The organism is Nostoc sp. (assembly GCF_036919675.1).
Lineage (GTDB): Bacteria > Cyanobacteriota > Cyanobacteriia > Cyanobacteriales > Nostocaceae > Nostoc.
Map to the genome: position 1 here is coordinate 80901 of NZ_JBALCP010000137.1, position 26359 is coordinate 107259.

The 26359-nt window shown below is 40.1% G+C and carries 18 protein-coding genes; all 18 read right to left on the reverse strand.

Annotation, left to right across the window (positions count from 1 at the left end; genetic code table 11):
- Positions 1-103: 103 nt before the first annotated feature.
- The gene (locus V7K49_RS33550) at positions 104-1099 is read right to left on the reverse strand and encodes a glycosyltransferase family 2 protein (protein WP_335209561.1); all 996 of its coding nucleotides are present in this window, start codon (positions 1097-1099) and stop codon (positions 104-106) included.
- Positions 1100-1167: 68 nt separating this feature from the next.
- The gene (locus V7K49_RS33555; protein ID WP_334869857.1) at positions 1168-2328 is read right to left on the reverse strand and encodes a glycosyltransferase family 4 protein; all 1161 of its coding nucleotides are present in this window, start codon (positions 2326-2328) and stop codon (positions 1168-1170) included.
- A gap of 351 nt (positions 2329-2679) precedes the next feature.
- The gene (gene hepA, locus V7K49_RS33560) at positions 2680-4530 is read right to left on the reverse strand and encodes a heterocyst formation ABC transporter subunit HepA (protein ID WP_335209527.1); all 1851 of its coding nucleotides are present in this window, start codon (positions 4528-4530) and stop codon (positions 2680-2682) included.
- Positions 4531-4683: 153 nt separating this feature from the next.
- Positions 4684-5403 carry a heterocyst development glycosyltransferase HepC gene (gene hepC, locus V7K49_RS33565; RefSeq protein WP_334869853.1) on the reverse strand — a complete coding sequence of 240 codons (720 nt, stop codon included), beginning with the start codon at positions 5401-5403 and terminating at the stop codon, positions 4684-4686.
- Positions 5404-6178: 775 nt separating this feature from the next.
- Entirely contained in the window at positions 6179-8407 is a 2229-nt protein-coding gene (locus V7K49_RS33570) for a GumC family protein (RefSeq protein WP_335209529.1), read from the reverse strand.
- A 148-nt stretch (positions 8408-8555) separates the two neighbouring features.
- Positions 8556-9656 carry a glycosyltransferase gene (locus V7K49_RS33575; RefSeq protein WP_335209530.1) on the reverse strand — a complete coding sequence of 367 codons (1101 nt, stop codon included), beginning with the start codon at positions 9654-9656 and terminating at the stop codon, positions 8556-8558.
- Positions 9657-9979: 323 nt separating this feature from the next.
- The gene (locus V7K49_RS33580) at positions 9980-11293 is read right to left on the reverse strand and encodes an NAD(P)H-dependent oxidoreductase (protein ID WP_335209531.1); all 1314 of its coding nucleotides are present in this window, start codon (positions 11291-11293) and stop codon (positions 9980-9982) included.
- Positions 11294-11553: 260 nt separating this feature from the next.
- On the reverse strand, positions 11554-12792 hold the full coding sequence (locus tag V7K49_RS33585; RefSeq protein ID WP_334869847.1) for a glycosyltransferase: 1239 nt from the start codon (positions 12790-12792) through the stop codon (positions 11554-11556).
- Positions 12793-12972: 180 nt separating this feature from the next.
- The gene (gene rfbC, locus V7K49_RS33590; RefSeq protein ID WP_298915869.1) at positions 12973-13530 is read right to left on the reverse strand and encodes a dTDP-4-dehydrorhamnose 3,5-epimerase; all 558 of its coding nucleotides are present in this window, start codon (positions 13528-13530) and stop codon (positions 12973-12975) included.
- Positions 13531-13960: 430 nt separating this feature from the next.
- Entirely contained in the window at positions 13961-14812 is an 852-nt protein-coding gene (locus V7K49_RS33595) for a phytanoyl-CoA dioxygenase (protein WP_335209532.1), read from the reverse strand.
- Positions 14813-14862: 50 nt separating this feature from the next.
- Positions 14863-15870, reverse strand: a complete 1008-nt coding sequence (locus tag V7K49_RS33600) for a glycosyltransferase family 2 protein (RefSeq protein WP_335209533.1) — start codon at positions 15868-15870, stop codon at positions 14863-14865.
- A 184-nt stretch (positions 15871-16054) separates the two neighbouring features.
- Entirely contained in the window at positions 16055-17026 is a 972-nt protein-coding gene (locus V7K49_RS33605; protein ID WP_334869839.1) for a glycosyltransferase family 2 protein, read from the reverse strand.
- A 404-nt stretch (positions 17027-17430) separates the two neighbouring features.
- On the reverse strand, positions 17431-18699 hold the full coding sequence (locus tag V7K49_RS33610; RefSeq protein ID WP_334869837.1) for a class I SAM-dependent methyltransferase: 1269 nt from the start codon (positions 18697-18699) through the stop codon (positions 17431-17433).
- A gap of 110 nt (positions 18700-18809) precedes the next feature.
- The gene (locus V7K49_RS33615) at positions 18810-19838 is read right to left on the reverse strand and encodes an NAD-dependent epimerase/dehydratase family protein (protein WP_335209534.1); all 1029 of its coding nucleotides are present in this window, start codon (positions 19836-19838) and stop codon (positions 18810-18812) included.
- A gap of 392 nt (positions 19839-20230) precedes the next feature.
- The gene (gene lhgO / locus V7K49_RS33620) at positions 20231-21445 is read right to left on the reverse strand and encodes an L-2-hydroxyglutarate oxidase (protein ID WP_334869833.1); all 1215 of its coding nucleotides are present in this window, start codon (positions 21443-21445) and stop codon (positions 20231-20233) included.
- Between the two features lie 155 nt (positions 21446-21600).
- On the reverse strand, positions 21601-22374 hold the full coding sequence (gene rfbF, locus V7K49_RS33625; protein WP_334869831.1) for a glucose-1-phosphate cytidylyltransferase: 774 nt from the start codon (positions 22372-22374) through the stop codon (positions 21601-21603).
- Between the two features lie 934 nt (positions 22375-23308).
- Entirely contained in the window at positions 23309-25477 is a 2169-nt protein-coding gene (locus V7K49_RS33630) for a tetratricopeptide repeat protein (protein ID WP_335209535.1), read from the reverse strand.
- 57 nt (positions 25478-25534) lie between these two features.
- Positions 25535-26317, reverse strand: coding sequence for a PP2C family serine/threonine-protein phosphatase (locus V7K49_RS33635; RefSeq protein ID WP_334869827.1), 783 nt, complete (start codon positions 26315-26317; stop codon positions 25535-25537).
- Positions 26318-26359 lie beyond the last annotated feature (42 nt).

The following is a 26359-nucleotide window of genomic DNA, read 5'->3' on the forward strand; positions in this document are numbered from 1 at the left end:
ATCTTCTTTTCTTCTCTTTGTGCCCTTCATGCCCTTCTCTGCGAGACGCTGCGCGATTACGGTTCATTTAACAAATAAATTCCACAACTCAGATATAATTACTCTATTGTTTTGACATTCCTATTAACTTATCTGCTAAAAATTGCGGAGTAAAACTAATACTTAATGCTACTAGCGTTCGCATATTAAACTTTTGTTTTTTCAATGCCTGCCAAAAATAAGGACGTGCTGCTGCTATCTGTTCACTTCGTAGCAAACCAATTCCCAAAGTGGTATTAGCTTCTAACCATTTCTGTTGAAAATACGTCCTAAATTCCTGTAAACGAGTGTCTTGCATAAAGACTTGATAACAAAATATTTCGCTTTTAGCTTTGCGGATTTTTGCCTGCACATCTCGACTACCACTGAGCATGGTATCAGTTTGCTCATGGGCACGATATCGCGTCAACCTTTCTGGATAGTAGTAAGCCCCACAACCAGATACACAACAGAGGTAAGTTAAATATAAATCCCACATGCCGCCAACTTCTAGGGGGATACTATCCCAATCCACAAAATTATTGCGAATCACACAAGCTGCCGCAGTAGGTATACTTTTATCTATTAACCCAATTTTATAGAAAGGTTGATGAATCCCTTGTGTTAACTTATCTCGCTTGTAACCACATGTGTTTTCTTCAGTTCCAACATCATTAATTATGCCATTAGCATCTATAATATATTGGTCGCAAAAAGCGATAATTAACTCGGAATTTACTTCTAGTATTGGTACAAGCTTTGCTAAAAAGTCTTCATTCCAGATATCATCGTCATGGAGACTAGCAACATATTTACCTCGCGCCATATTGAAACCATGCTGCTGATTAGCTAGCATACCGACATTTTGCTGATGTCGCCAAAATCTGATGCGTGAATCACCAAAAGATGCGACAATTGCTTGAGGATTTTCTGAACTACAATTATCAGAAACAATGATTTCGATATTTTTATAAGTCTGTTTAATAGCACTAGCGATCGCTTGCTTCAGATATTCTGGCCGATTATAGGTGGGGATAATAACACTGACTAAAGGTTGTTGGTATTCTTGAAGCAATGACATATTTTCAGCTTTATATTTATATTTCATAAATTAAAGATACACCCTTTTATATTTTGACTAGACTAAGGTTATTTAGCTTGAGAGATGCTATATATTTTTTCACCTTTTGAATCGAATTCAGCTATTGTTTTTGCATAAATTTTTCGCAGATTTTTTATATGAGCATCTATTGTAAATTCCTTCATCAATAAAGCATGGCCTTGTTCGCCCATATGTCGGCTTTTTTGATAATCTGTATACAACTCATGAATGGCATCAGCTAGCTTTTGGATATTATTACCTGGAACAAGAATACCCGTTTTCCCATCTCGTAAATGCTCTGGAATACCTCCGACTGCACTACCAATTACAGGTCGATAATTAGCATAGGCTTCCAGAGTTACAAGACCGGCAGGTTCAGGCCAGACACTAGGGAAGATGACTGCAAAACACTGTTGATAAAGTTTATTTATTTTGTCAGGATCGCACCAGCCATGCCAAGTAATCCGGTTACTTAATCTGAGTGTGTTTGCTAACTTTTCTAACTGTGGTCGTTCCCATCCTTCACCTGCAATATCAAGTTTAATTTGTGGATCTGTATGTATTAAAGTTTTGAGCAACCATTCCAGACCTTTATCAGAAACAATCCGTCCCACAAACAAAATTCTATGATTTTGGTGGACTTCTAAACTTAGAGGTGTAGTTGCTGTTTTTGGTACGGATATACCACAGTGTAGTGTTACGGTTTGTTCAGGTGGTACACCGTTTTTAATTAATTCCTCCTGGACATATTCGCTATTAGCAATAAAAGTAATTTTTCTATTTTTTAATACATCTAAAAAACTCTGAGTTTTTTGAAGTTCTCTAACAGTTCTTAAAGGTCTACGGCTACCACATTTATCTACTAGTTTACCCCAGGTACATCCTAAGTAAGAAAAGTTGCGATCGCAGACTGTGCGCTGCCCTGCTAAATACTTTGTGCCACTAGGACAGTAGAATGAGTGATTATGAACACTGAAGATGGTAGGACATTCGCCTGTAAGCTGCAAGAGTAAATCTGGGCTGTGAATATGCAGCAGTTTAAACTGGCTTTGATCAACATTATTCAGCGATTTTATCACGCGATCGCTAATATCAGGTGGTCGATGTTCAAACAGAGAAGCTAAATAAGTTTCGACACCTCCGCCCCCACCTACTTCAAAGTTGGAGCATTGATAAATCAGGTCTTTGTCAAATATTTTCTGGGACATATTTTCTGTTATTGTTCAGTATCTATAGCATTCCTAAATCATTTATAAAAATAAATTAACCGCAGAGGCAATAGAGTTGCCAGTGCGTTGGGCGGGTTCCCCGACTTGAAGCAACTGGCGCAGCGCAGAGAGAGGAATCGGAGATTTTCACGACTTATTTAGGATTGCTATAGCACTATTTATAATAGTTCTTAACAAATTACTTTTAGAGATAATGACTATGATAATACTATTTTTTTGCAATGTAATCTCACCAAATTACTGATATACATATATAGGTAAAGGCTTACGGCTGTAGAGATATACAGCCGATTTATATGTTGCAAGTATTTTGGTAATTGGATATTCTTTCTAATCTGATTGCCTTACTTCATACTGCATTTGATGATATTTCCAAAGCTTGCCTTTGAGCTCCAGCAGTTCTTGATACTTACCTTGCTCTACTATCCGTCCCTGTTCTAAAACTACAACTTTATCTGCTTTAGAAATGGTAGAAAGACGGTGAGCGATCGCAATTACTGTTTTCCCAACAGATAGCTTTTCTAATGAATCTTGAATTAAGCGCTCAGATACAGAATCTAAAGCGCTAGTTGCTTCATCCAAAATCAAAATTTCTGGGTTCCGCAGTAAAGCACGCGCAATAGCAATTCGCTGCCTTTGTCCTCCAGATAATCTAACACCTCTATCTCCAAGTTGGGTGTTAAAACCTTCGGGCATTTCCAAAATAAATTCTAGTGCATTCGCTAGTCTAGCAGCTTCTTGAATTTCATCATTAGTGGCTTCTGGAGTCCCGTAAGAAATATTCTGCCAAACATTAGTATTGAAGATAAAAGTATCCTGACTGACGACAGCTATTTTCCGACGTAGGGAGTGAATTTCAAACTGCCGGACATCAATTTCATCAATGTAAAGATATCCATCTGTAGCATTATAAAATCGGGGAATTAAATCAGCAAGGGTTGTTTTACCAGCACCAGAGGCTCCGACTAATGCTGTCATTTTTCCCTTTTCAAGAGTAAGGGTAATATTATGTAGCACTAGATCATCATCATCATAGCCAAAATCTACAGATACTAAATCTATTGACCTTTTTAACCCTTGAAACTCAATTCTGCCATTTTTAAAGTAATATTTATCATCACTTTTCAACATATTTTTAACGTTGTCTGCCGAGCCATGTAAAGTGCTGAGATATGCTCTCGTACCATTAATATCTTGAACAAACGGTATAAAGCGAAATAGCACAAAGAAAAAGGTTAGCAAAGAAGCAACTTGTAGCGTTCCATTGGTAACAAGGCTAGTGAACGCCAAAATAATCATTCCGATCAATACGGTAGTCGCCACACCTTCGGCAATTGGCTTAACAAGTGTCCAGGTGAATACAACTTTAGTTGTACTACTTATTACCTTGTCGCTAGCTTTGTAGTAACGCTGACGTTCAAATTCTTGAGTACCACAGGAGTGAACAGTGCGAATGCCATTAATAAATTCTATGGCTGTTGATGTAAAATTAGCATTAGCAGTTGTCATGCCAAAACTTGATTCCCTGACTCTAGCGTTCAGGTTGGACAACCCTACACCTAAAAGTGTAAATAGTAATGCCGAAATCAGCGTCAGTTGCCATGATATCAAAAACATTGATATTAAGTAGACAAAAGTTGTTAGTCCTCTAGTTATTAAAAAGGCTACGCCACTGAAACCCTGTCTGATTTTTTCAATTTCTGTGGTAATTGTGTTAATTAGTTCACCAGAACGAGTTTTGGCAAAGTAACTTAGTGACAAGGATTGTAACTGTTCAAAAATTTGCTTACGTAAGCGATCGGCAAGATGTAGTTGAGATAATTCAGTGTAGACTTGGGAAAAGTAATTAAAGGTTGCACGTAACCAAGTACTCAATAAAATTAACAGAGATACGCGGTACAGACGATTAATTGCCGATGTCTTGGCTCCCAAAATCCAAATATCAAACCAGTGTATTCCTGTATGGACAGGTTGAGCGTTGGGACTAGTTAAGCTTTGCAAAAAAGAAAGTAAAAAACCAATACTCACACCTTCAAAAGTTGCTGCCAAAATCGAGAATATCAGAGCTAGAGTTGCAATTTTACGAAAGTGTTTAAATTCTTGCAATATCAAATAGTTGTCCTGCCAAAAGCTGCTAGCTTTGAACAGACTACGAAGTTGTTGAGGAAGTTGGAAATGCATGGATTTTTCTAACAATAATTTGGTATGTAATACCGATTATCTGTGAGGTTGCATAGAACAAAAGGATTTTGTCCCAAGTCTTAGTAAGCCTGATTTTGTGCAGTTTCACAAAGAATTCAGGAGTTAGGAGTCAGAATTATGACTTCTAAATTCTCAAAGTGTTTGGCTATCCAGATGTAACAAGTGGGGCTGTGCTTCTACTTTCCATGAAGCCGTAACTTCTGGTAGTTTATTTAGCTGTACTGCATCTTCTAAAGTCCAACAACGAGATCCGATCAAACTCATGTCACCCCGTAGCACGTTAAATAACTGGGGCAGATTGTTAAGACTGGATTTACCCATCCAACGCCCTAGCGGTGTGATGTTGTGTGTGCAAAACCTGATTGATTGAAAGAGTTTACCCCGTTCTCCAACACGCCACTCACGGCAAAAAAGTGATCCTGGCGAGTAAACCTGCATTAACATAATCAATCCCAACATGACTGGACTTACTAATAGCAACAACACCAAAGCAGTAATCCAATCAATTAGTCGCTGCAATTGTCTCAAGGGTTGGTTAGGCATTTTATTGCCAGCGCGTATGCTTAGGAATATTGGTTTTTTAGCTTCTTCACATGCATCTGCCCAAAACCTGAGCAAAGCCTCACCCAGCTTTGGATCTATGCTTACCAAACTTACAGGAGAATGTTGTAAGCATTCTACTAGCGATCGCTTACTATCTAATGAAGACAGATATGGTTGTTTAACTCGTCCAGGCGGCTTCACCAACAGCTTACCCCGCCGCCACTGGAGTGTGCAGTACCCACGATTCTCTTGGTGTTCCTGGGTTACATCATATAAATTTTCTAGAGTTGGAATTATTGAAGTTGTCATATGTCTTTGGGTTTATACAGGAGTGAATTGCTGAGGCGTTATCAAAGGCTATCAATGCCAAAGACCCAAATCCGAATCTTGTTGTAAGTCCAAAAAGTTGGAGATAATTGAGGGCAAAAATATGTTATTGCTATTTGCCACTCAGCCAAGCACATATCGTGCAGAATTCTGCTGGTGTAGAGGTGTACTAATCAACGTTACTATCAATATTCATGGGCAATCGGTATTTTTCCGGTAACTACTGAAAGTAGAGAACTGTAGAGGGAAATTACCCATGAATCTATATCTACGTTTAATTGCACTGAGGTGTTGATTGGATCGAGATATTTAACAAAACCAGTCCACTCTTGTCTTCTAGCCTTTATGAAGGTGCTTTAATCTCTAGAATATAAGACTATATAGAAATAGCGATCGCTCAAATAAATTCTTTATTTACTCTTTAAAGAGCCAGTGATTTCTCTAAAAACTCATAAAGATAGTATAAATATACTGGAATTTTCCTGATCGCATCAAAATTAAATTTTGGTCATCAAAAAGTAGGATAGCACAGCTGTGCCACCCTACCGCGTGTTGCATTTAAACTAATTAGATCCCCGACGTCTTAGAGAAGTCGGGGATCTGGGGATCTATCGTAGCCGTACTAGTACAGCGCTGCGGAAATAAACAACCCATTTCAAATCAACGAAACATTTACACTGTATTTCTTTTGACTTTTACTTCGGCTACGCTCAGTACAAGTGACTTTTGACTTTTGACTTCCGCCTTGCGGTACTAGCTACTTTTCCACAGCTTGTCGCAGGGACAATTGCTGTTGTTTGATATAGGGTACGTAATTACTGCTAGAGTTTGATACCCCATTAGCTACAACCCCAATCAGATTTAACTTACTTAACATGGCTGTCGCTTGAGTCAGCTGGCTTCGCGTCACAATACCAATGCTTGCTACCATGACCACGCTACGACAAGATGATGCGGTGAGCATGGCATCCACTAAACCGAGAACTGGGGGAGCATCTATGAGTACCAAATCATAGTTTTCCTCAAATGCTGCCATTAATTGCATCATCCGAGGGGAACTTAACAGATTAGCTGGGTCAGCAGGTTTGGGGCCAGCGGTCAAAATATCGATGTAGGCGGAACCTGAGTATTGAAAACTAATCTGGTTGGGTAAAGTTGCATCACTAGCCAATAGAGTTGAAAGCCCCTGTTCATTGGGAAGATTCAGTTGTTGGTGCAGACTGGGATCACGTAAGTTGGCATCAATCAGTAACACCCTTTTGTGTAAACGGGCAGCACTCATCGCCAGACCTAAGGCCAAAGCTGATTTACCCTCATCAGGTAAAGCTGAGGTAATCATCAAAGATTTTAAGTTAGCAACAGTATTTAAAAGTTCAATATTCTTGTAAATCAGATCCAGCGATTCCCAACGCGGTGGAGATTGCAATACCTGAATTGTCCAGGGGGCAAGAACTTCTGGCTTACCAAAAGGTAACTTGATCATTGATTCTCTGGGTTTGGCTGGTGGTAACTTGGGAGTTGTTCCCAACAACGGCATGGCCATTTGCTTTTCTAACTCAGCAGTGGTGTGAACTGCATCATCAGCCGATTCCCGAATAAAGGCAGCAATGCCTCCTAACATAAACCCAACTACAGCACCTAACAGCAAATTCTGTTGGAGATTGGGGCCTAATTGTGCGCCTTTTTGAGGATCTTCTACAACTTCCCAATTAAATCCACCCTTGGAAAGTTCTTGCCGCAATTGCTGTTCTGCTCTTAAAAGCTGCTCTAACCTTTCACGACTAAATTGCAACTGGGGTAGCATCCGATTGTAATAAGCCAACAGAGGCGGGAAGCGTTTGATTTCCAAACGCATCTCGTTTTCTTTTTGGGCCAAAGTTTGATCGCGAGCAGTTAAAGCAACTATATTGGTCTGTGTTTCCACTAGCTGACCAGCAAGGCTGAGATCAATTTCACCGAGCTGTCCTTTTTCGAGGAGAGAGTCTCCAGAACTGAATTCACCAGCAGATTTTGGGCCTAAAGTCCTTCCTACTTCTTGTTGCAATAATTCCTTCTGGCTTTGAAGCTGTTCTTTGAACTTTTGCACACTCGGAGTCTGGTCTGTAAAGCGTAAGCGTTCTTGTGCTAGTGCCAGTTCTGTTTTTTGGATTTCGTTCAGTAAGCCTTGATAGCGAGTAGACTGACTCAGGCGGGAAGCAACTAGAGCATTTTGGGGAGAACGGTTAAGTTGTTCTTCCAAAGATTTTTGGCGTGCCAAAGCTTCCCCATACTGAGAACGAGTTGTCTGTCGCTCTTGGGCAATATTGTTCAAAGCCGTCTCAATAGCTTTGGCCTGTGACTCTGGATCAATTAAGTTCTGATTTCTCCGAAACCTTTGTAAATTTGTCTCAGCCGCGTTTACTTCTTCACTGGCTTTACTTAACTGTTCCCTGATAATTTGCAGACCTTTTTGTAAACGTGAATTCTGTTGTTCTTTGTTATATTCCACATAAACTTGTCGAATTGCACCTAGAACTTTTTGTGTTTTTTCTGGATCTCCAGCAGTGTATTCAACTTGAAAGATTTTAGTAGCGACATTATCTTCTTTGCTCCTTATTTGAGTTAAGACCAAAGAAGTTTTAATTTCTGCTGAAGTTATATCAGGATAATTAGACTGAAGTTTATCAACTGCTTTTTGGATGAGTCCTGAACTCTGCATCAAATTAAGCTGAGTTGCAGTATCTATCACAACATTAGAGTCGGTAAACTGGTTGTCTAACCCTGCTCCTTCTGTCTTACCTTGATAGTTAGGTTCTACTAGCAGTTGCATCGAACTTTTATAAGTTGGTTTTGTCTTAAAAGTTACTATACCTGCAAGAGCAATACAACTAATTAATACTGCTAAGAACCAAGGAAATCTTCGCACAAATACGGCAAACATTTGTCCGTAACTTGGTTCAGTTTCCGAACCTGGAGTTATATGAGGATTTAGACTACTTTGAACCACTTTTATTATCCTTGTCTTTTCTACGAAAGGCTACACCAACAAGACTTACGCTAAGAGATACTCCGAAGAATACCTATTTTTTTAACAAACCGCCAAGGACGAGAGAGAAAATAAATAGGTAATCTTATAGTGGGAAGAGATTCAGAAATCAAATGAATAATTGGTGCCCACCACAAGCTTGGTTAATAATTTGCTCAACTTTACTAAAGAAAGCATTCTCGGAAAAGTTTGCTACTGCATGATTACGGATGCGATCGTAATCCCAATAAATGCCATTGGCTTCTAGTAATGCAACTTGTAGAGATTCGGGTGTTTGCCTTTTGAAAAAGACTCCTGTTTCACCTGGTATTTGAGTATCTAATACTCCACCTGCTCCGTAGGCGATGACTGGTGTGCCACTAGCATTAGCCTCTACTGGAACTAATCCGTAGTCTTCTAGGGCTGCGACAATAATAGACTTGGCTTTGGAAAACAAGTCTTTGCGGGTTCTATCACTTACGTGTCCCAAGAACACAATATTTTGTAATGCTTTGGATTTTAACCGTGCTTGTTCTGGGCCGTCACCTGATATTAATAACCGCCACCCCAGCCAATTAAAAGCTTCGACTATTATATCAAGACGCTTATAGCTGATCATCCGGGCTGAGGCCAGATAATATTCATCTTTTATATCTGAAAAAAGAAATTTACTAGTATCAATTGGATAGTTAACCATTATTGCCTGTTTGCCATAAACATTTTTTATCCGGCGGGCAACAACACTAGAGTTAGCAATGTAAAGGTCAGGTTCCTGTGCATATTTCAGGTCTACCTTTCTCATTACTTGGAATACTTGTTCAATTAAAGGAGCAAAATATCTATAGTCTCCATACTCTCTTAAATAAGTTGCTGTATCCCATAAGAAACGGGTGACATTATGGCAAAAACAAATGTGGCGGGCATTGGGATTTTTTTGGACTGCTTTAGCGAAGCTAGTGCTACTGCTAATAATTAGATCGTAGTCTTGCAGATTCAAGGCCCGAAAGGCAGGAAAATATAGAGGAGCCATTGACCTGAAATATTTTGCTGCATAGGGAATCTTTTGTAAAAAGGTTGTGTTGACTATGCGATCGCCTAGATCAATAGTTTTTTGGGGATCGTATAGAGATGTGAAAATATCTGCTTCGGGATAGCGTTTACAAAGCAGTTCAAACACACGCTCTGCCCCACCTCGCTGGGTTAAATAATCATGGACTAGAGCAATTTTCATGAATTTGACCTAAAGTTTCGATCAGGTTTGTTTCAACGCTCCCCAGCAAGTTACTATCAACAACTTTAGTGTTTAGCTTACTTTTCACGGTATAGCGAAGACCTCACTTCCATTCCTCTCCCCTTTTAGGGGAGGCTTTGAATTTCCCCCTTCCCTAGTGGGGAAGGGGATTAGGTTCCACATGACGTGAAAAGTGGCTAGTGTTCAGCAGTATAATTTCCTATCCTCTTCACGAAATTCTTGCTACAAATACGTTGCTAGGGACGTACAGCTGTACGCCCCTACAGCCAATTAATTTGTTACAAATATTTTTGGAACCGATATTACCCAACTGCTACTAAGATTTTTTCTGCGGCGAAATAAGTATTTTGCTCAGTTCTTAATTGGTCGCAGAGTCTGCCTTCAGGCAATTCTACATCCTCGTATGTGAGGACTTGATCCTTAGTAATATCTCGTTTCAGGCGACATCCTTCGGCTAAACCAATTGGTAAGAGATTTTGCTGTTGGACGATGGGGGAATTTTCACATTGTCCGTAGGTCATGTAGTAACCGATGCCATCTATGGTTTCTCCTGCTTTCAGGTCAATTTTGGCAGTGGTGACAACATCTACTAGCGGGCCTGCGAGTGGAGACATAACGGCATCACCGAATAGGACAGCACGCGCTACGGACAGGGGAACTTCAAAATGACAGAGGTGATAAGGAGTATAGAAGCTGTAAAGAGGGCCTTCGCCTAATTTGTATAAGTTGAGATAGTGGCGTTGCTTGGGGTCATCGTGAGTGGCAAATACATATACGCCTGGGCCAGGTTTTGCTCCAACTACATAATCGACAATACCGCCCAGTTCCTTGAGTTGTTCAACATCATATATCTGGGCCATTTCATCGACATAACCATTGAAGTCATATCCCAACATTCCCCGTTTGGCAACTTTCATGCCTGTGGCATTGGCAACGATCGCTTGCTCAAAGGAAATTTTGGTTCCGTCAGCGAAGCTAGCCACCATGTGAGGCTTTTGACCCCAACGTTTTGCAAATCCTTCCTGGGTGGTGGGATTGCGATAGGGGTCTTGAAGTCCTTTTATGTTACCGCACAATAAGGGAGTTAAACCAATGCTTTTCACAAAGCGGTAAAGATTCATTTGTACCCCTGGCTGATCGCCATCACAAGCGCTGAGGATGACACCTGCTTTGTCGGCATACACTTTCAGGATCGGGCCAATAGTGCCGTCGAGTTCGGCATTCATCATAATCACATGTTTGCAATGGGCGATCGCTTCCATGACGATGTGAGCGCCAAATTCCACTGCACCTGTGACTTCGATTATGGCCTCGATGCCCTCAGCCCGACACAGTAACTTTGCGTCTTCTGTGACTGCATACTTACCGTTAGCGATCGCATCTTCTAACTCGCTGACAGTTGCAACAACTTGAATATCCTCAATTCCTGCTTCCGAATAAGCTTGTTTAGCTGCATCAATCTGACGATTGGAGATAGCAACTAACTCCATTCCTGGCACTGAATTGACAATTTGGTTGGCAATTCCTCGACCCATAAAACCAGCACCAATCATTCCCACTTTGATGGGATTTCCTGCTGCTGCACGAGCTTGTAAGGCGCGATCGATAATAATCATGAACTAAACTCCTTTTTGGAACTGTTGGTTGTGATACAAATTCTCTATAAATTTGCACTTAATAATTTGTTACAGCTAAATATTAAGTACATTTTCATGGTAATTAGGATTAGCTTGCACCAAGCGACTATAACTCACGGCTATACAGGTAAAACCCGCCTGCGCGAGTTTTAACAAGGGGCAAAATCCCCTTGTTAATTTTCATCAGTCCACGCCGACAGACTTAGTTTGTATGGTTTTGCGATTTCTAATCACCAGAGCTAAGTACTAACTAGCTGTTTGCTAGATGCTACAGAATCAGTCTGTTTTTTCTGGCTGTGATTTTCGATAATTTGCTCCACAGCATTTTTGTAGGCTTGAGCAAACTTTTCTTTGGTATGATTTGTTCTTGCATATTCCCATGCCTGACGAGACATCAGCTTTAGGTCTTCTACAGGCAAATTGGAAATACTTCTAACTTTCGCCTTAATTTCTTCAAGGGAAAGGTTATCAAAAATTACACCAAAATCGTGAACATCTACACCAGATTCGTAGCTTAAAATCGGAATTAACCCAGCTTGTAAGCTGGTTATTACTGCTCCTGCTTGTCCCTCAGAAACGGAAGGATAAACAAGTCCCAAACAATTATTTGTAACCTTCAAAAAGTCAGGACTGCTAACATCAATCCAACCATAAGTATGAATGTTAGGTGTTTCATACAGTTCTTTATAGAAAGCTTGCTCAAATTCTTTGTCGTTACTTACCGGGCCACAAACTGTTAAATGGTATTCCGGCATTTGGGCAAAGGCATCTAAAACTAAGTCTAATCCTTTGAGAACTAAAGCACTACCACCAAACCACAGAAAACGTTTTCTTATCGCTTCAAAGTCTTTCTCATCAGGAGAGGGATAAACAAGTGATGAAGAAATCGGAATCCGATACATTGCTTTTTTGGCATATTTGAATGTATCAACTGTGAAATTGTTGCCCAATATGGTAGCATAATCGGCATATTCAATTCCCAAGTTTGGTGTTTCAAATCGCTGTGGACGTAAGGTAATTCCTCGGCGCTGTTGGAGTTCTAGAAGTCTATTGCATTCAGCTGCATTGCGAAACACCATATTAGCAATGTCAACGTGGAAAATCTTGATACAATCTTTATTCAGTTTTGGTGCAAGTGCTTCTAGACGATGACGGATATCAATGAAAAATGCGTAGTGTTTTTGAGGAACGAATTTATCATTATGGAACTGGATAACATCAACGTTATAGCCCATGTCTAAAAAAGTTTGTGCGATTAGTAGACATTCCCAGTTCCAACTCTGGTCATTGGGGATAGGCTGACCTGGTTTTATTAGGAATGGCTCAATCCGATAAGAAAGAAGTACATTTCCTTTGGAAGGCTGTTTGGGCTTCAGGGAAACAACTTGTAAGGTCTTGGCATAATTGATCCGATCTTGGACTTTTTTGGAGACAAAAGAGATGGTATCACCGACACGAGATAGAATACTATTTGGCATTTATTTCTACCCAATTTGATTAAGTTAATATCTCAGATGTTAATTAGCACTTGACAGTTGTATGTATATACATCAATTCTAATTCACTCGTGAAATACTTTTTTTATTGAATTGACGCTATTTGCGTAGTTTGAATTTCGTTAATAAAGTAATTTCACGAATTATTTAATATTGCTATATTTATCTGGATGTTGTACCGCCAACAGCCATCATTCTCAACAAAGTCCAATTTAAATCCTTCTCAGATATTTCAGTCACATCTAGAGGCCAATCAATGTTAAAGAATGGGTCGTCATAGCGTAAACCTCTCTCATACCCTGGCGTGTAAAATTCACTTACTTGATATACAACTTCAGTCTCATCTGTGAGTGCTTGATAGCCGTGAGCAAACATTTCTGGAACATACAAAGCGCGGCGGTTTTCTGGAGTTAGTTCTACACCGATGTGTGATAAAAAGCTAGGAGATTCAGGACGCATATCAATAATTACGTCATAGATAGCGCCTTTAGTACAGCGAATTAATTTCGTTTCTGCTGCTGGTAGAACTTGATAGTGCATTCCCCGAATAGTGCCTTTTTTGTAGTTAAAAGACAGGTTACATTGGGCAACTGTTGGCTTTAAGCCATGTGCTTCAAATTCTTGAGCGCAGAAAGAGCGAGCAAAAAAACCACGGTGGTCTGGTTTTTCTTCTAAATCAATAATGAGTGCATCTTTGAGTGCAGTTTCAGTGAAAATCATATGATTCCTTAATGTTTAGTACAGAAAATACTTGCGAGCTGCTTAGTATTTGCACCAAAAGATAACAGTAATGAACGTGGATTTAATCACCTACAACTTCGTAGGAGTCGTTAGGAACGTAACGCACCTTAGAGGATGTTTGGAAAATATCAAGATCCCCCTAAATCCCCCAAAGGCTACAGTGTACACACAAGTACTAAAATCCTTGCCTGGTAAAATACAAGCCGTATATTGGCAAGCTTTTGAGTTGATTAAACTGATTATCAATAGTGTCAGTTTATTGATAGATTTCTTTCAGAAAATCAAAAGGTTAAAAAATAATTTTCCGTTCTTTTTCGTCCATTTGATTACCAATTTGACTTGTGTGTACACGGTAGCCAGGGGGATCTAAAAGTACTTTTAAAACATCCTTTCCTTTTATAAAAGGGTACTAAGTCGGAATTTTAACTGCATCTGATGAAGAACGTAATTCTGCTCTGGGATAAGTATCATCCCAGTATTGGGTGCAGAGGTCTGGTCGTTCGGGAGGGTTAGCGGTGTAACATAAGAATAATGTTGATCGGTCTTCTGTGCGGACTGTGCCGTGATGCAAAGTATTCTTCGTATCTACAAGAATAACTGTACCTGCTGGGCCTGGGCAAGATTTCCAAGCAGATTTGGGGATGACTGGTTTTACTTCTTCATCATCGATACCCATATAGCCTGACTTCCAAAGTTTGTAGTAAAGCTGAAAATAATTCCAACTAAAAAAGGGAGTTAAAGAGCGGGCAATGTATTCAAAAGGCCCAGTTTTTTCTTCTACATCATTCAAGTAAATAATAATTTTGATAATCCGACGGTCTTCTGCATCGCTATGCCATAGCAGCGTCCCAAACTGATGTTTATTATTGAAATCTTTGCGTAAATGTACACCATGAAAAGCAATGGGAAGACCGATATAATTTTCGATGATGTTGAGTAGCCTTTTCTCGATCCCCCAGGCATAAAATTCTGGTAAACTTGTAACTGTGTAAATTTGTGGCAACTTTTGCTCTAAATGGTCGCTGTTTAGATTTTCCATCTGAGACAATTGATGGGAAGCAGCTTTGAGCAGTTCTGAGCTAGAATTTAACCCTAAATCTGCCAGTGTTGTGACGCAAACGCCATCTTTTTTGAGAGCATTAAGGATGTGGCGATCGCTTCTTTGCAATACTGGCAGATTTCTGCTATGCTTCCAACGGGCTACGTGGTATTCAAAGTCAGAAGACAGTGTAGCTATTTTGCGCTTAATGGTGGTAAACATGTCGTAAATACCTTCTAATTTTGATGTTTATTTATCAGTAATTTAGTAACTTATGGCTTATAGCTTTGCACTTCACGAGTAGATATTTCACTTGATTCTGCTAACCTAAACTCTTTAGAAACCATCACGTCAAAAGCACACAAGCTGACTAAAGCCAAAAATGGAACTACTATTTTGATAGCGGACATCGGCCATCTTCTTAAAGCACCCAAGAAAACTTTCAAGTTGACTTCTTTGCCGTTCTGCAAAAGCATCCGCCGACAAAACTGCTTAGAATATCCACTCTGCTCTAATTTCAAAATCACTTCGGGGATGTGTTTGTATTGCATTAACAGTGCAGATTTTGGTTCTTTCTGCCAATAACTCACACCAACAACACATTCTAAATAAATCTCTTTAGTGACAATTACAATGCCATTAGCAGCACAATATCCGGCTAAGTATGCTAAAGATATCCAGTTATTCTCAGCGTCTGTCCAATTTTTTAGAGCACGTTTTACTAGGTCAGTGCGGTAGACTGTAGCAGTCAGAAAAATTACTGCACCAACACTTTTTGAAAAACAATGTTCAAATATGGCTTTACCATCACCATCACCATCTTCACTATCAATATCAAACCAGCGATTACCAGCAATTGTTGGTGGATGGACTGGTTCTCCAGTAATTTGGTTCCGACCGGAAAAGTTGAGGAACAATAATGATAAATTTTCATGTTGTCTGAGTTTGGTGATGACATAAGCAATGGCTTTATCTTGAATTGGGTCATCATCACCGATTGTCCAAACATATTTTGTTGTAGTAGAATTTAGGCAATACATAATATTTTTGACTACGCCTAAATTTTTAGAGTTTTTATTTGATTTAAATGTAATATTGCTGAGTGTTACTTGCCATTTTTGGATCACCTCCTGAGTATTGTCTGTTGAACAATTATCAGAAACTAAAATTTCACATTCATCTTCAAAAGCTTTGATAGCTTGAGCCAACCATGCTAACTGTTTATCAAGTAACTCAGCACGATTATAAGTCGGTATAGCAATGGTCAGTAATTTTTGCATGGGAATAAATAGTAATTAATTAAATTCGTATATGAGTGGTCATTGTCAAGAGTTAGGATTAACAATCAATTTATTGACAATTAACACACTAAATTACAGGCTAGTACACTGTGGTAGAAGTTTAACTACCTTTAACAAGGCGCAAAATCCCCTTATTAAGCCCCAAGTTTTGTTAATTGAAATGTTAGGTAGATTTAAGCCGTGCTGTACTAGTTTCTAACTGCTTGGGTGGAAAAAGAATTGTCCAAGCTGATATACTTAGCAAACGCAGGTAAGGAATAAATATCTTTATTGTCAAGAAAGGCCAACGTTTTAAAGCACCTAATAAGATTTTCCAGTCAGCTTTTTGTTGGAAATTCTGCCAAATCATTTCCTGACAAAATTTATGAGGATATCCTACCCTTAGTAGTTTTATATAAACTTCAGGTATGTAAGCATATCGCATTCTGAAGTTCCATGTTGGATCAAGATCCAAAAGACTAGCGCCCATAGTACATTCTAAATAAATGTCTTTAGTAACAATCACACTTCCATGAGCAGCGCAAAACCCAGTCCAATATGCTTGAGATGCCCAATTACTAGTAGCAGATGGCCATTTTTGTATAGCGCGTTGCACTAAATCCGTTCGATAAATTGCTGCTGATATAAAAAGTACACCACCAAAATTTTCGTTCAGATAACCTTGAAATACAGCTTTCCCGTCAACTCTTGGCTCGTCATTATCACTATTCAACCAGCGTTCTACAACAAGTTGACCTGTTCGTTTTTGGCGACCGGAGAAGTTTAAAAACATTAGTGCTAAATCTGAATGTTTTTTTAGTGTTGTTAACACATAATTTAGGGTTTTCTCCTGAATTGGATCATCATCACCAATTGTCCAAACATATTCGCTAGTTGCAGCTTTTAAGCAACAAGCAATATTACCCATCACGCCTATGTTTTCACTGTTTTTGTTTGATGTAAATGTAACATTGCTGAGAATTATCTGCCACTTTTTAATTACTTGTTGGGTATTATCTGTAGAACAGTTATCAGAAATAAATATTTCGCAGTCAGACTCAAACCCTTTAATAGCTTTAGCTAACCAAGTAAGTTGTTTATCTAAAAGCTGGGCACGATTGAATGTAGGAATACCGATGGTAAGCAATTTATTCATATTAAGCTCAAATCTGTAGTTAAGAAGGTACTAGCAGCAGCTGATAACAATTATCTGTGAGGTTGCGAACAAAGGGCTTTAGCACCTTGTCTCACCAAGCTTGATTTTATGCAGTTTTACATTGGTATTAGTAATTAATCAGCTGTTTTCCAGTCTAATTTTTATGGCTTGGCGGCAAAAAACTATAGTAGATACACCCTTTAATTACTCTTTAGTAATTTCTGAAAAATAAATTATCCAATCTTGTGGGATGAGGTTTTTACCCACCTTTGGTTACGGTCTTTAATTCCTACTTCAAAAGGAAGGTTAAGAGAATTAAGCCTTAACTGAACCATATTGCCGATTATCATAGTGACAATCTAAAAACAGTAGCAATAAGCAACAAAGTTGCTTATGATTAGTAATTACGACGCTATTAAAAGCCGATCCGGAATAGGACAAGGATAAATTTTTACTTCAGGAATCGGCACAACAAACTGTCCACCCCACTCGCTAATAAATGCCATTTGTTCCATAATTTCCTCCTTGAGGTTCCAAGGTAAAATTAGGACATAATCTGGTTTAGTTTCGCGGATTTTATCTGGTTCAAAGATGGGAATATGAGTCCCAGGTAAAAATAAGCCTTGTTTGTAGGGACTGCAATCTACTGTATAATCGATAAAATCTTTAGCAATCCCACAATAATTAAGCAAGGTGTTGCCTTTGGCTGGTGCGCCATAACCCACGATTGATTTACCTTCTGCTTTAGCCGTCAAGAGAAAATTTAATAGCTTGTGCTTTGTTTCTTTGACTTTTTCAGCAAATGTAATGTAAGTTTCTATGCGATGCAATCTGGCGGCGATTTCTTTCTCTTTGAGATGGCTTATTCTGTCGCTGATGCTGTGATTATCAGCGTGGTTATGTTTAGCATAAATTCTTAAAGAACCGCCGTGAGTTGGTAATTCCTCTACATCAAAAAGTTGCAATTTGTGGGCTGCAAAAATTTTTTCGACAGTGAGGAGTGAGAAATAAGAAAAATGTTCGTGATAAATAGTATCAAACTGATTTTGTTGAATGAGTCGCAAAATATGAGGAAACTCCATCGTCAAGATGCCATTGGGTTTGAGGATGAGTTTCATTCCAGCTATGAAATCATTTAGATCTGGTACATGAGCTAAAACATTGTTGCCTATCAAAAGGTCAGCGAGTTTTCCTTGTATCACAAGTTCTTTAGCAGTTTCAACCCCAAAAAACTTGTTGATACTAGGAATGCCTCTGGCTTCAGCAACCTTAGCTATATTTGTAGCTGGTTCTATTCCTAAAACTGGGATTCCCTTTTCTAAAAAATATTGCAGTAAGTAGCCGTCATTGCTGGCAATTTCAATAACTTGATTATGATGATTAAAACCAAACCTTTCTACCATCATCTCGGTATAAGCTTTGGCATGTTTAAGCCAACTAGTTGAGTAAGAAGAAAAGTAAACATAGTCATTAAAAATCTGATCTGGAGTTTCAAACTGTTCTAATTGAACTAAAAGAGTGTCTTCAGAGACATAAGCGTGCAGAGGATAAAATTTTTCTGCATTATTTAGCTGTTCTGCTGTCAGATAAGCATTGGCTAAGGGTGACATTCCTAGATCAATAAAAGTTTTGTGTAGAGGTTGACCACTGAATCGACATTTTGCGATCGCCATAAACTTCAACTCACTAATTGCAAATAATTCGATAGGGTAAATAAGTCCGAATCAAATATTGTTGATTCGGAGGCTTAGATTATTTGTTCGCCGCTGCCAGGCTACTCTAGCTACTTTTTATTCCAGAAGAAATCTTTGTCAATTTGCTCAGTACGAATCAGATATTCTAGCTGTTTTAAGCGGGTAAATCCTCTAAATAAGAAAGTATCTTCAGCCATATGTATTTGACTGAACAAATCAAATAGCTGCTGGGCACCAAGTTGGGCATTCCAATCACACTTAAATCCGGGGAGGATTGTGTTGATTTTCTCGAAGGATACCCGATAGCTGCGGTTATCTGCACCGTTATCACCAAAGGACAATTTACAATCTGGGAAAATATCAGCAATAATTTCAGCGATTTCTTTAACGCGATAGTTGTTTGCTGTATCTCCCACATTGAAGATTTGGTTATGTACAATGTCCCGTGGTGCTTCTAAGGTGCAAACTATGGCTTTGCAAATATCCAATGCGTGGACTAATGGACGCCAAGGTGTACCATCACTAATCATTTTGATTTCTTTGCTAGTCCATGCCAACCCTGCTAAGTTGTTTAAAACAATATCAAAGCGCATTCTGGGAGAAGCACCAAAGGCAGTGGCATTCCGCATAAAGGTAGGAGAAAAGTCATCGTCAGCGAGTGGTCTGACATCTCGTTCTACGAGAGTTTTGCATTCTGCGTAGGCTGTTTGGGGATTAATTGGGGATTTTTCGGTGACATCACCTGTGGTAGCAACACCGTAGACACTGCACGAAGACATATATACAAAGCGACGCACACCCATAGCCTTAGCCAGACTAGCTAGACGAACTGAACCTACATGATTAATTTCGTAGGTAATATTGGGTGCTAATTGTCCGGCTGGGTCGTTCGAGAGTTCCGCCATGTGAACTATTGCTTCGATACCTTCCAAATCCTCAGGGGTAATGTTGCGGATATCTTTGTTGAGGGTTTTAGGTGTCACCCCATTAGCGTTGTACAGCCAACCAACTTTATAGAAACCTGTATCTAGACCGATAACTTCATGTCCCCGTTCAATTAACAGAGGCGGTAATAACGAACCTAGATAGCCTTCTGTTCCAGTTATTAATATTTTCATTCTGATTAATGCCTTTGTATTGATGAGTTAAATTCTTCGTTTAGTAAGGGCGCACATCTGTGCGCCAGCGTGCTGCATCCAAAAGGGAACCGCTATATGACCTGGTTAACAGTCATTGAAGATGACGATTCATTCCAACTACTAAAATCTAAAATTACCAATTGGGCAGCAGCACTCTATGTGTAGCGGCTCTATACGTATGCTCAGAGTAGCCCTGTCAAGGTGGGTAAATTTTCCAAAAAATAATTCTTCTTCCCTCTGTGTTCTCTGCGCCTCTGTGGTTAAAAAGTAATTTCTTTAACCATGTAACCTTAGAGAACACAGAGAGAAAAGCAAGGATTTTATGAGTTACCTTGACAGGGTAATCCTGAAAGTGCAAGCAACTATGCTATCTATGCAGTTACTACACTGTCTAGATGCGAGAGTTGGGGAATTTGGGTGACAAGGGCTTTACCGATTTCTAGAGAAGATGTGGCCGCAGGAGAAGGAGCATTGCAAACATGGATGGAGTTTTGACCAGAAACGATCAAAAAGTCGTCTACAAGCTTGCCATCGTTCATTAAGGCTTGAGCGCGGACTCCTGCGTGGGTGGGAACTAAGTCTTCTGCTTGGACTTCGGGAATTAGTTTTTGCAAACTTCTGGTGAAGGCTGCTTTGCTAAAGGAACGAATGATTTCTTGGATGCCTTCATCAGCGTGTTTGGCTGCTAACTTCCAGAAACCAGGATAGGTGATGACCTCAACAAAATCCCGCAGGTCAAAGTCGGTTTTTTTGTAACCTTCGCGTTTGAGCGATAGAACCGCGTTTGGCCCTGCATGGACGCTACCATCAATCATCCGGGTAAAGTGAACACCCAGGAAGGGAAAATCTGGATTGGGAACTGGGTAAATTAGTGTCTTGACCAGATAGCGTTTTTCTGGTGTGAGTTCGTAGTATTCTCCGCGGAAGGGGATGATTTTTGCTTGGGGTTCAACTTGACCTAATTTGGCAGTGCGATCGCTATGCAATCCAGTACAATTAATTACAAAGCGTGTTTCAAAGCTACCGTTGTTTGTTTCCAGTACCTGATTTTTACCACTTGGGGAGATTTTCAGAACTTTTCTATTGAGGTGTAAATCCCCACCCTGCTGTTGAATTAGCTGGACGTATTTCAAACAAACTTGCTTGTAATTAACAATACCAGTTGATAATACCCGAAGTCCACCTACACATCTTACATGAGGTTCAATTTCCTTGACTTCTTCGGGGCTGATTTTCTGGACTTCTATGCCATTTTCTAAGCCGCGTTTGTAGAGATTTTCTAGGCGTGGTAGCTCTTGTTCTTCAGTTGCAACAATTACCTTACCACAAACTTCATGCTCAATTCCATACTCTTGACAGAATTCTACCATTGAGCGAGAACCGTCACGACAAAATTTAGCTTTGAAACTCCCTGGCTGATAGTAAATACCAGAATGAATCACCCCGCTATTATTCCCTGTTTGGTGAAATGCCCATTCGCTCTCTTTTTCTAGTACTAAAATACGCGCATTAGAATAGCGTTTTCCTAAAGCCAACGCTGTCGAGAGTCCAACTATTCCCCCACCTATAATCGCAAAATCATACATTAGTATTATCGCACTTTAAATTACAAAAAAGTGAGGAGTTAGAAGTTAAAACTCATAACTCTGCCAATTTTGAATTTTGAATTTTGGATTTTGGATTAAAAAAAATCTAAAATCTAAAATCTAAAATCCAAAATTGAATGACTCATAACTCCCCCCTACCATACTTTCCAAGGAGCTTGACTGTTCTTCCATAGCCCCTCTAGGTAGTTTTTATCGCGTAAAGTATCCATCGGTTGCCAAAAACCATCATGTTTGAAAGCTGATAGCTGTTCCATATCAGCTAGCTTTTCTAATGGCTCTTGCTCCCATATCGTAGAGTCATCGGTGATTAAGTTAATTACTTCTGGTTCTAGCACAAAAAAACCGCCATTAATCCAAGCTCCATCACCTTCAGGTTTTTCCCGAAAGCTGGTAATTTTAGTTTGCTCATATCCTAAAGAAATGGCACCAAAACGTCCTGCTGGTTGAACGGCTGTGAGTGTTCCTAAGGTCTTTTGTTCTTTATGAAACTTAACTAGCTGGGTAATATTAATATTACTTACACCATCACCATAAGTAAAGCAAAAAGTCTCATTACCAAGATGTTCGCTAATCCGCTTTAAGCGTCCGCCTGTCATGGTATTATCACCCGTATTTACTAAGGTAACACGCCAGGGTTCAGCATAACCAGAATGCACGTTCATCTGATTAAATCGCATGTCAAAGGTAACATCTGACATGTGTAAGAAGTAGTTAGCAAAATACTCCTTAATTATGTAACCTTTGTAACCGCAACAAATGATGAAGTCATTAATGCCGTGGGCGGAGTAAGTCTTCATTATGTGCCAGAGAATTGGCTTACCACCAATCTCAACCATCGGCTTGGGTCTGATACTAGTTTCTTCACTGAGGCGTGTACCAAGCCCTCCAGCCAAAATCACCGCTTTCATGCAATTACCTCGGAGATTTGTAGGGATATTATTATTTGACCGTGCCGTGCCAATTTTAGATTTTGGATTTTGGATTTTTGATTAAAAGAGTTTTTTGATACATGCCCCGCTCTGAAAGTGAGCGGAACAAATCTACTCATCCGCTTATGAGATTTAATGACTAACCCCAAAGACGCTCGTTCGCGAGTAGCGTGTTGCAGACAAGACTCGCTAACGCAAATCTAAAATCCAAAATTGTTTGACTTTCTCGACATGAAGAGGATGCACTTAGATAGAGAAAAATTTTTTTTTGATTTCTTTTTCTCCGTCAATAATCTAACTATAATTTTTGGCAAAATTATGAAGGTGATATGAAATAAAATCTTTTCTATATAAAAGCTCTATGAATACCTATAAATATGAAAATAATTTACTGAATTAAATAAATAATGTTACCCAATAAATAACTAGGGTTAGCGTAAGCTAACCCTAGTCAGGCTTGATATCATGTCCGTTGAATTGCCCATAATAAAAGAACCTTAAAGAGCCTCTAGCTAAAGCTACAAGCTCCATGCCCCTAATCCCCACTTCCTGGGGACTACGAGTTCCCCTATTAAGAGAGGGGCTGCTCTTGAGAGGGGGAGCATCCCAATGCAAGCAAATTTACCAAAATCATTACAAGTCAATTGTGAATGAAGCATACTCCAACTTTACCAGACGCTCCGCGAACCCAGAACCGGTAGGGTAGCCCAAATGTTGCAATTCGCTTCATCTGTACAAAGCAATTGCTTTGCTTGAGTACGTTCTGTACCCTACGCAATGACAAATTATGTTTTTACACATTTGGGATGCTCCCCTGTTGAGAGGTCACGCAGAAATCACAAGTAATTTACCGGACATGATATGATTTATTCAATCAAAACCAATAATATGCCAGTAAAAAACTTACTTGTTTTTAGTTAGTTTTTTGGAGATTACTTGAGCCTTGGAATAAAGGGTCACATTGATTTTCTACAACTACGCATACGTTATTGAGTGCTTGCTGATAATTTTCCATATCATCTTGTTCAAGAAAGATTTTGGCAGATATCCGTACATCTTCGATAGCTTTCGTCTGGTTTTTGGTAGATTCACTACCGCCATATTGTGCCAGTTCATAACGAACCATACCTCGTTTGAGGTACGCTTTCGCTAGTCTGGGACTAATAGTTAGTGCTTGGTTAAAGTCAGTGATCGCTAGATTATATTCTTGCTCATAATTGCTGCTATATTGGGCAATTTGATAATAGACAAAACCTCGCTGAAAGTAAGCTTCTGCTTTGGATACATTAAGTTTTATCGCTTGAGTAAAATCTGCGATCGCTCTTTTGTAAGCTTGTTGAGATTCACCGCTGTATTTAGCCATTTGGGTGAGGACAATCCCCCGTCTGATATAAGCTTCAACTTCATTATTATCCAGGCCGATGGCCCGATTATAGTCGGCGATCGCTAGATTATATTCTTGATCAGGATCGTTGCTATATTCGGAAAGCATAAAGCGGGCATTACCCCGATTCACAAGAGCTTTGATTTGATTGGGGTTGATTTTTAGAGCTTGGCTATAATCTACAACTGCTCCTTCGTAATCTTTCAGGTTATAGCGGGCATTGCCCCGATTCACAATAGTTCTGGCATGTGTAGGTTCTTGTTTAATTGCTTCACTAAAGTTGACAATTGCTTTTTCATAGTCTCGGTCTTTGTAAGCAGCGTCACCCTGCTGATAGTAATCAGCGAAGCTAAGTTTGTTATTTGTCTGGCGAGAATTCAATGTTTGTTGGGTGTAAGCATTTTGGGAAACCAACGGCTGAGTAAATTTAATCATTACGTCCGCATATCCCAATAAACCAAAACCCATCAAGCAAAAAATAATTGGGTACAATTTTGACTTCTTGGAACGTTTATAAGATGAACCGCTTGGGGTAATTACTGGCTGCCAAGAATTAGCCAAGTGCGATGACATGGCTCGTTGTGGTAAATACGGTGTCTGAGTGTAGCGCTTTTTCGGTTTGATTCGCGGTTGTAAATGTTCTCTTGCTTCTATAGCCCGATGTGATGGGAAGGGGTCGCGTCCGCCTAATCGCACAGTCCGTTCACACCACGGACAGCTACGCATGTGGTTGTTGTAGCGATGCTGGGGATTTGTAGTGCAGGTAATCAGGGAATCTTCGGCTTCAGCTATTACTGAGAGCCAAGTCTGGGCACTGGGGCGCAGCAGTGGGTTGTTGTGACCCTCTTCAAAGCAACGGACAAATAGTTCCTGTAAGCTGGGATGGAGAATTTCCCAAGGGGGTGCAATGGGTGTAGGAAGGTAGGGTACGTACCGCTTTTGGCTGTAAGTGAAATGACCCGATGCAATGCGGGCTTCGTAGGATGGTGGCTCAATAGCGCCTTGAAAAATCCCAGAAAATGGGTGGGTGCCTTCCATTAAGAGTTGAAATACCAGCACCGCTAGCCCAAACAAGTCGTGAGAGATTTCGCGATCGTGCTGGGCAAAAGTTTTATTCTGTAGTTCTGGTGGGGTAAACTCTGGTTTACCTACTGGGCAGCGATAAACAACATTGTTGTTTGGGTCGAGTACTTGGAAAGAGTCTGTGTCTATCAAAGTCACCAGTGCTGTGTCACTGACGAGGATATTTGACTCATTCACATCGCCAATGCAATATCCACTAGCGTGCAAAGCTGCAAAAGCCGCCGCCAAGTTACGAGCCGTGCGGAGCAGGTACTGATAGTTGAATAGGGGGCAGTGTTGGCGACGGGTTCTGGGGTTGTAAAAGTCGATGATTGGACGCATCCCTTCAATCCGTGGCATCAAAAATCCCAGGATGCTATTTTTGCCATCTGCTGCCCGTAATAAATCCTCTGGCCAAGCGATAGAGATATGCCCCAAACTAGCCGTAGGGTTTTCTGGCGGGTTGGCAAGCATCGCCTGGAGTTTTGCAGCATGGGCAGTCGTTGGCTTGTGGTAAATCTTCGCCACCAAGTTGTTATCGGATGGCACTGCATAAACACAAGCTTCACCGCCACGCCCCAAACTGACATTGAGGCTGAGGATTTCTTTTCTCGGGGAACAACGTAGTACCTGCATAATGAAATTACCGCTAACGGGAGTTATTGTAAGATGTCAAACCTGTAAATTTATTGCTCATGAGTCGTTGAACGCAGCTATAATGAGTGTCAAATCATCATCAGTGCGTTGAGTAATCCGCTCTGAGCGTAAAAATTTTATCAACTGCTCCTTAGCTACTGTCTTATCCTCAGTATTGGCTACAAATTCAAACAACGGAAAAAAGAAGGGTTTGTGAGGTTCGCCAACAACCATATTCAAAGCCAGCATTTGTAGTCCGTCGGTGATGATGCCAACATTTGCTATGTCTGTGCGCCAGATTCTCATCTGCGCTGCATCTAAAGCAGTAGGCGAAGTTAAAAAAGTGGTTTCGTTAATGTATTCGCCACTGTCAGGCATGGTAAGTGCCAGGAGGTTGCCCATCCGATCTTTTGCCACCGCCAAACCATCACCTATCTGTGCCACAGCTACAACTTCTGGTGTGGCAACCATCATAATTAAGGTAGTTGCTAAATCTTGAGGCTGTTTGTCACAAGTAGCCGCCTCATCCTCCACGGCTTTTTTGGCGGCTAGTATGGCATCATTTAAGAGCGATTGCACATAGGCATCATCAGTCAGAATTTTCCGGGTGAGTCCTTTAGTGGAAATGTTTTCGATCGCTGTTTCCACAGCAACCATCGCTCCCACTTTCCCAAGGCTAGCAGAACCTGCGCCATCTGCTGCGGCCGCCACTAAAACATTATCTGATAATATCTGCCAGTGATGAGCATCCTGACATAACTGATTGTTTTTTAAGTGACTTGTACCACATACAGACGCAGCCACAATTCGCCATTGAGCAATCTGTTTTGATATATTCATAGATTTTTTTCCAACAGCTAGCTGTGTAAACATCAAGCTGCA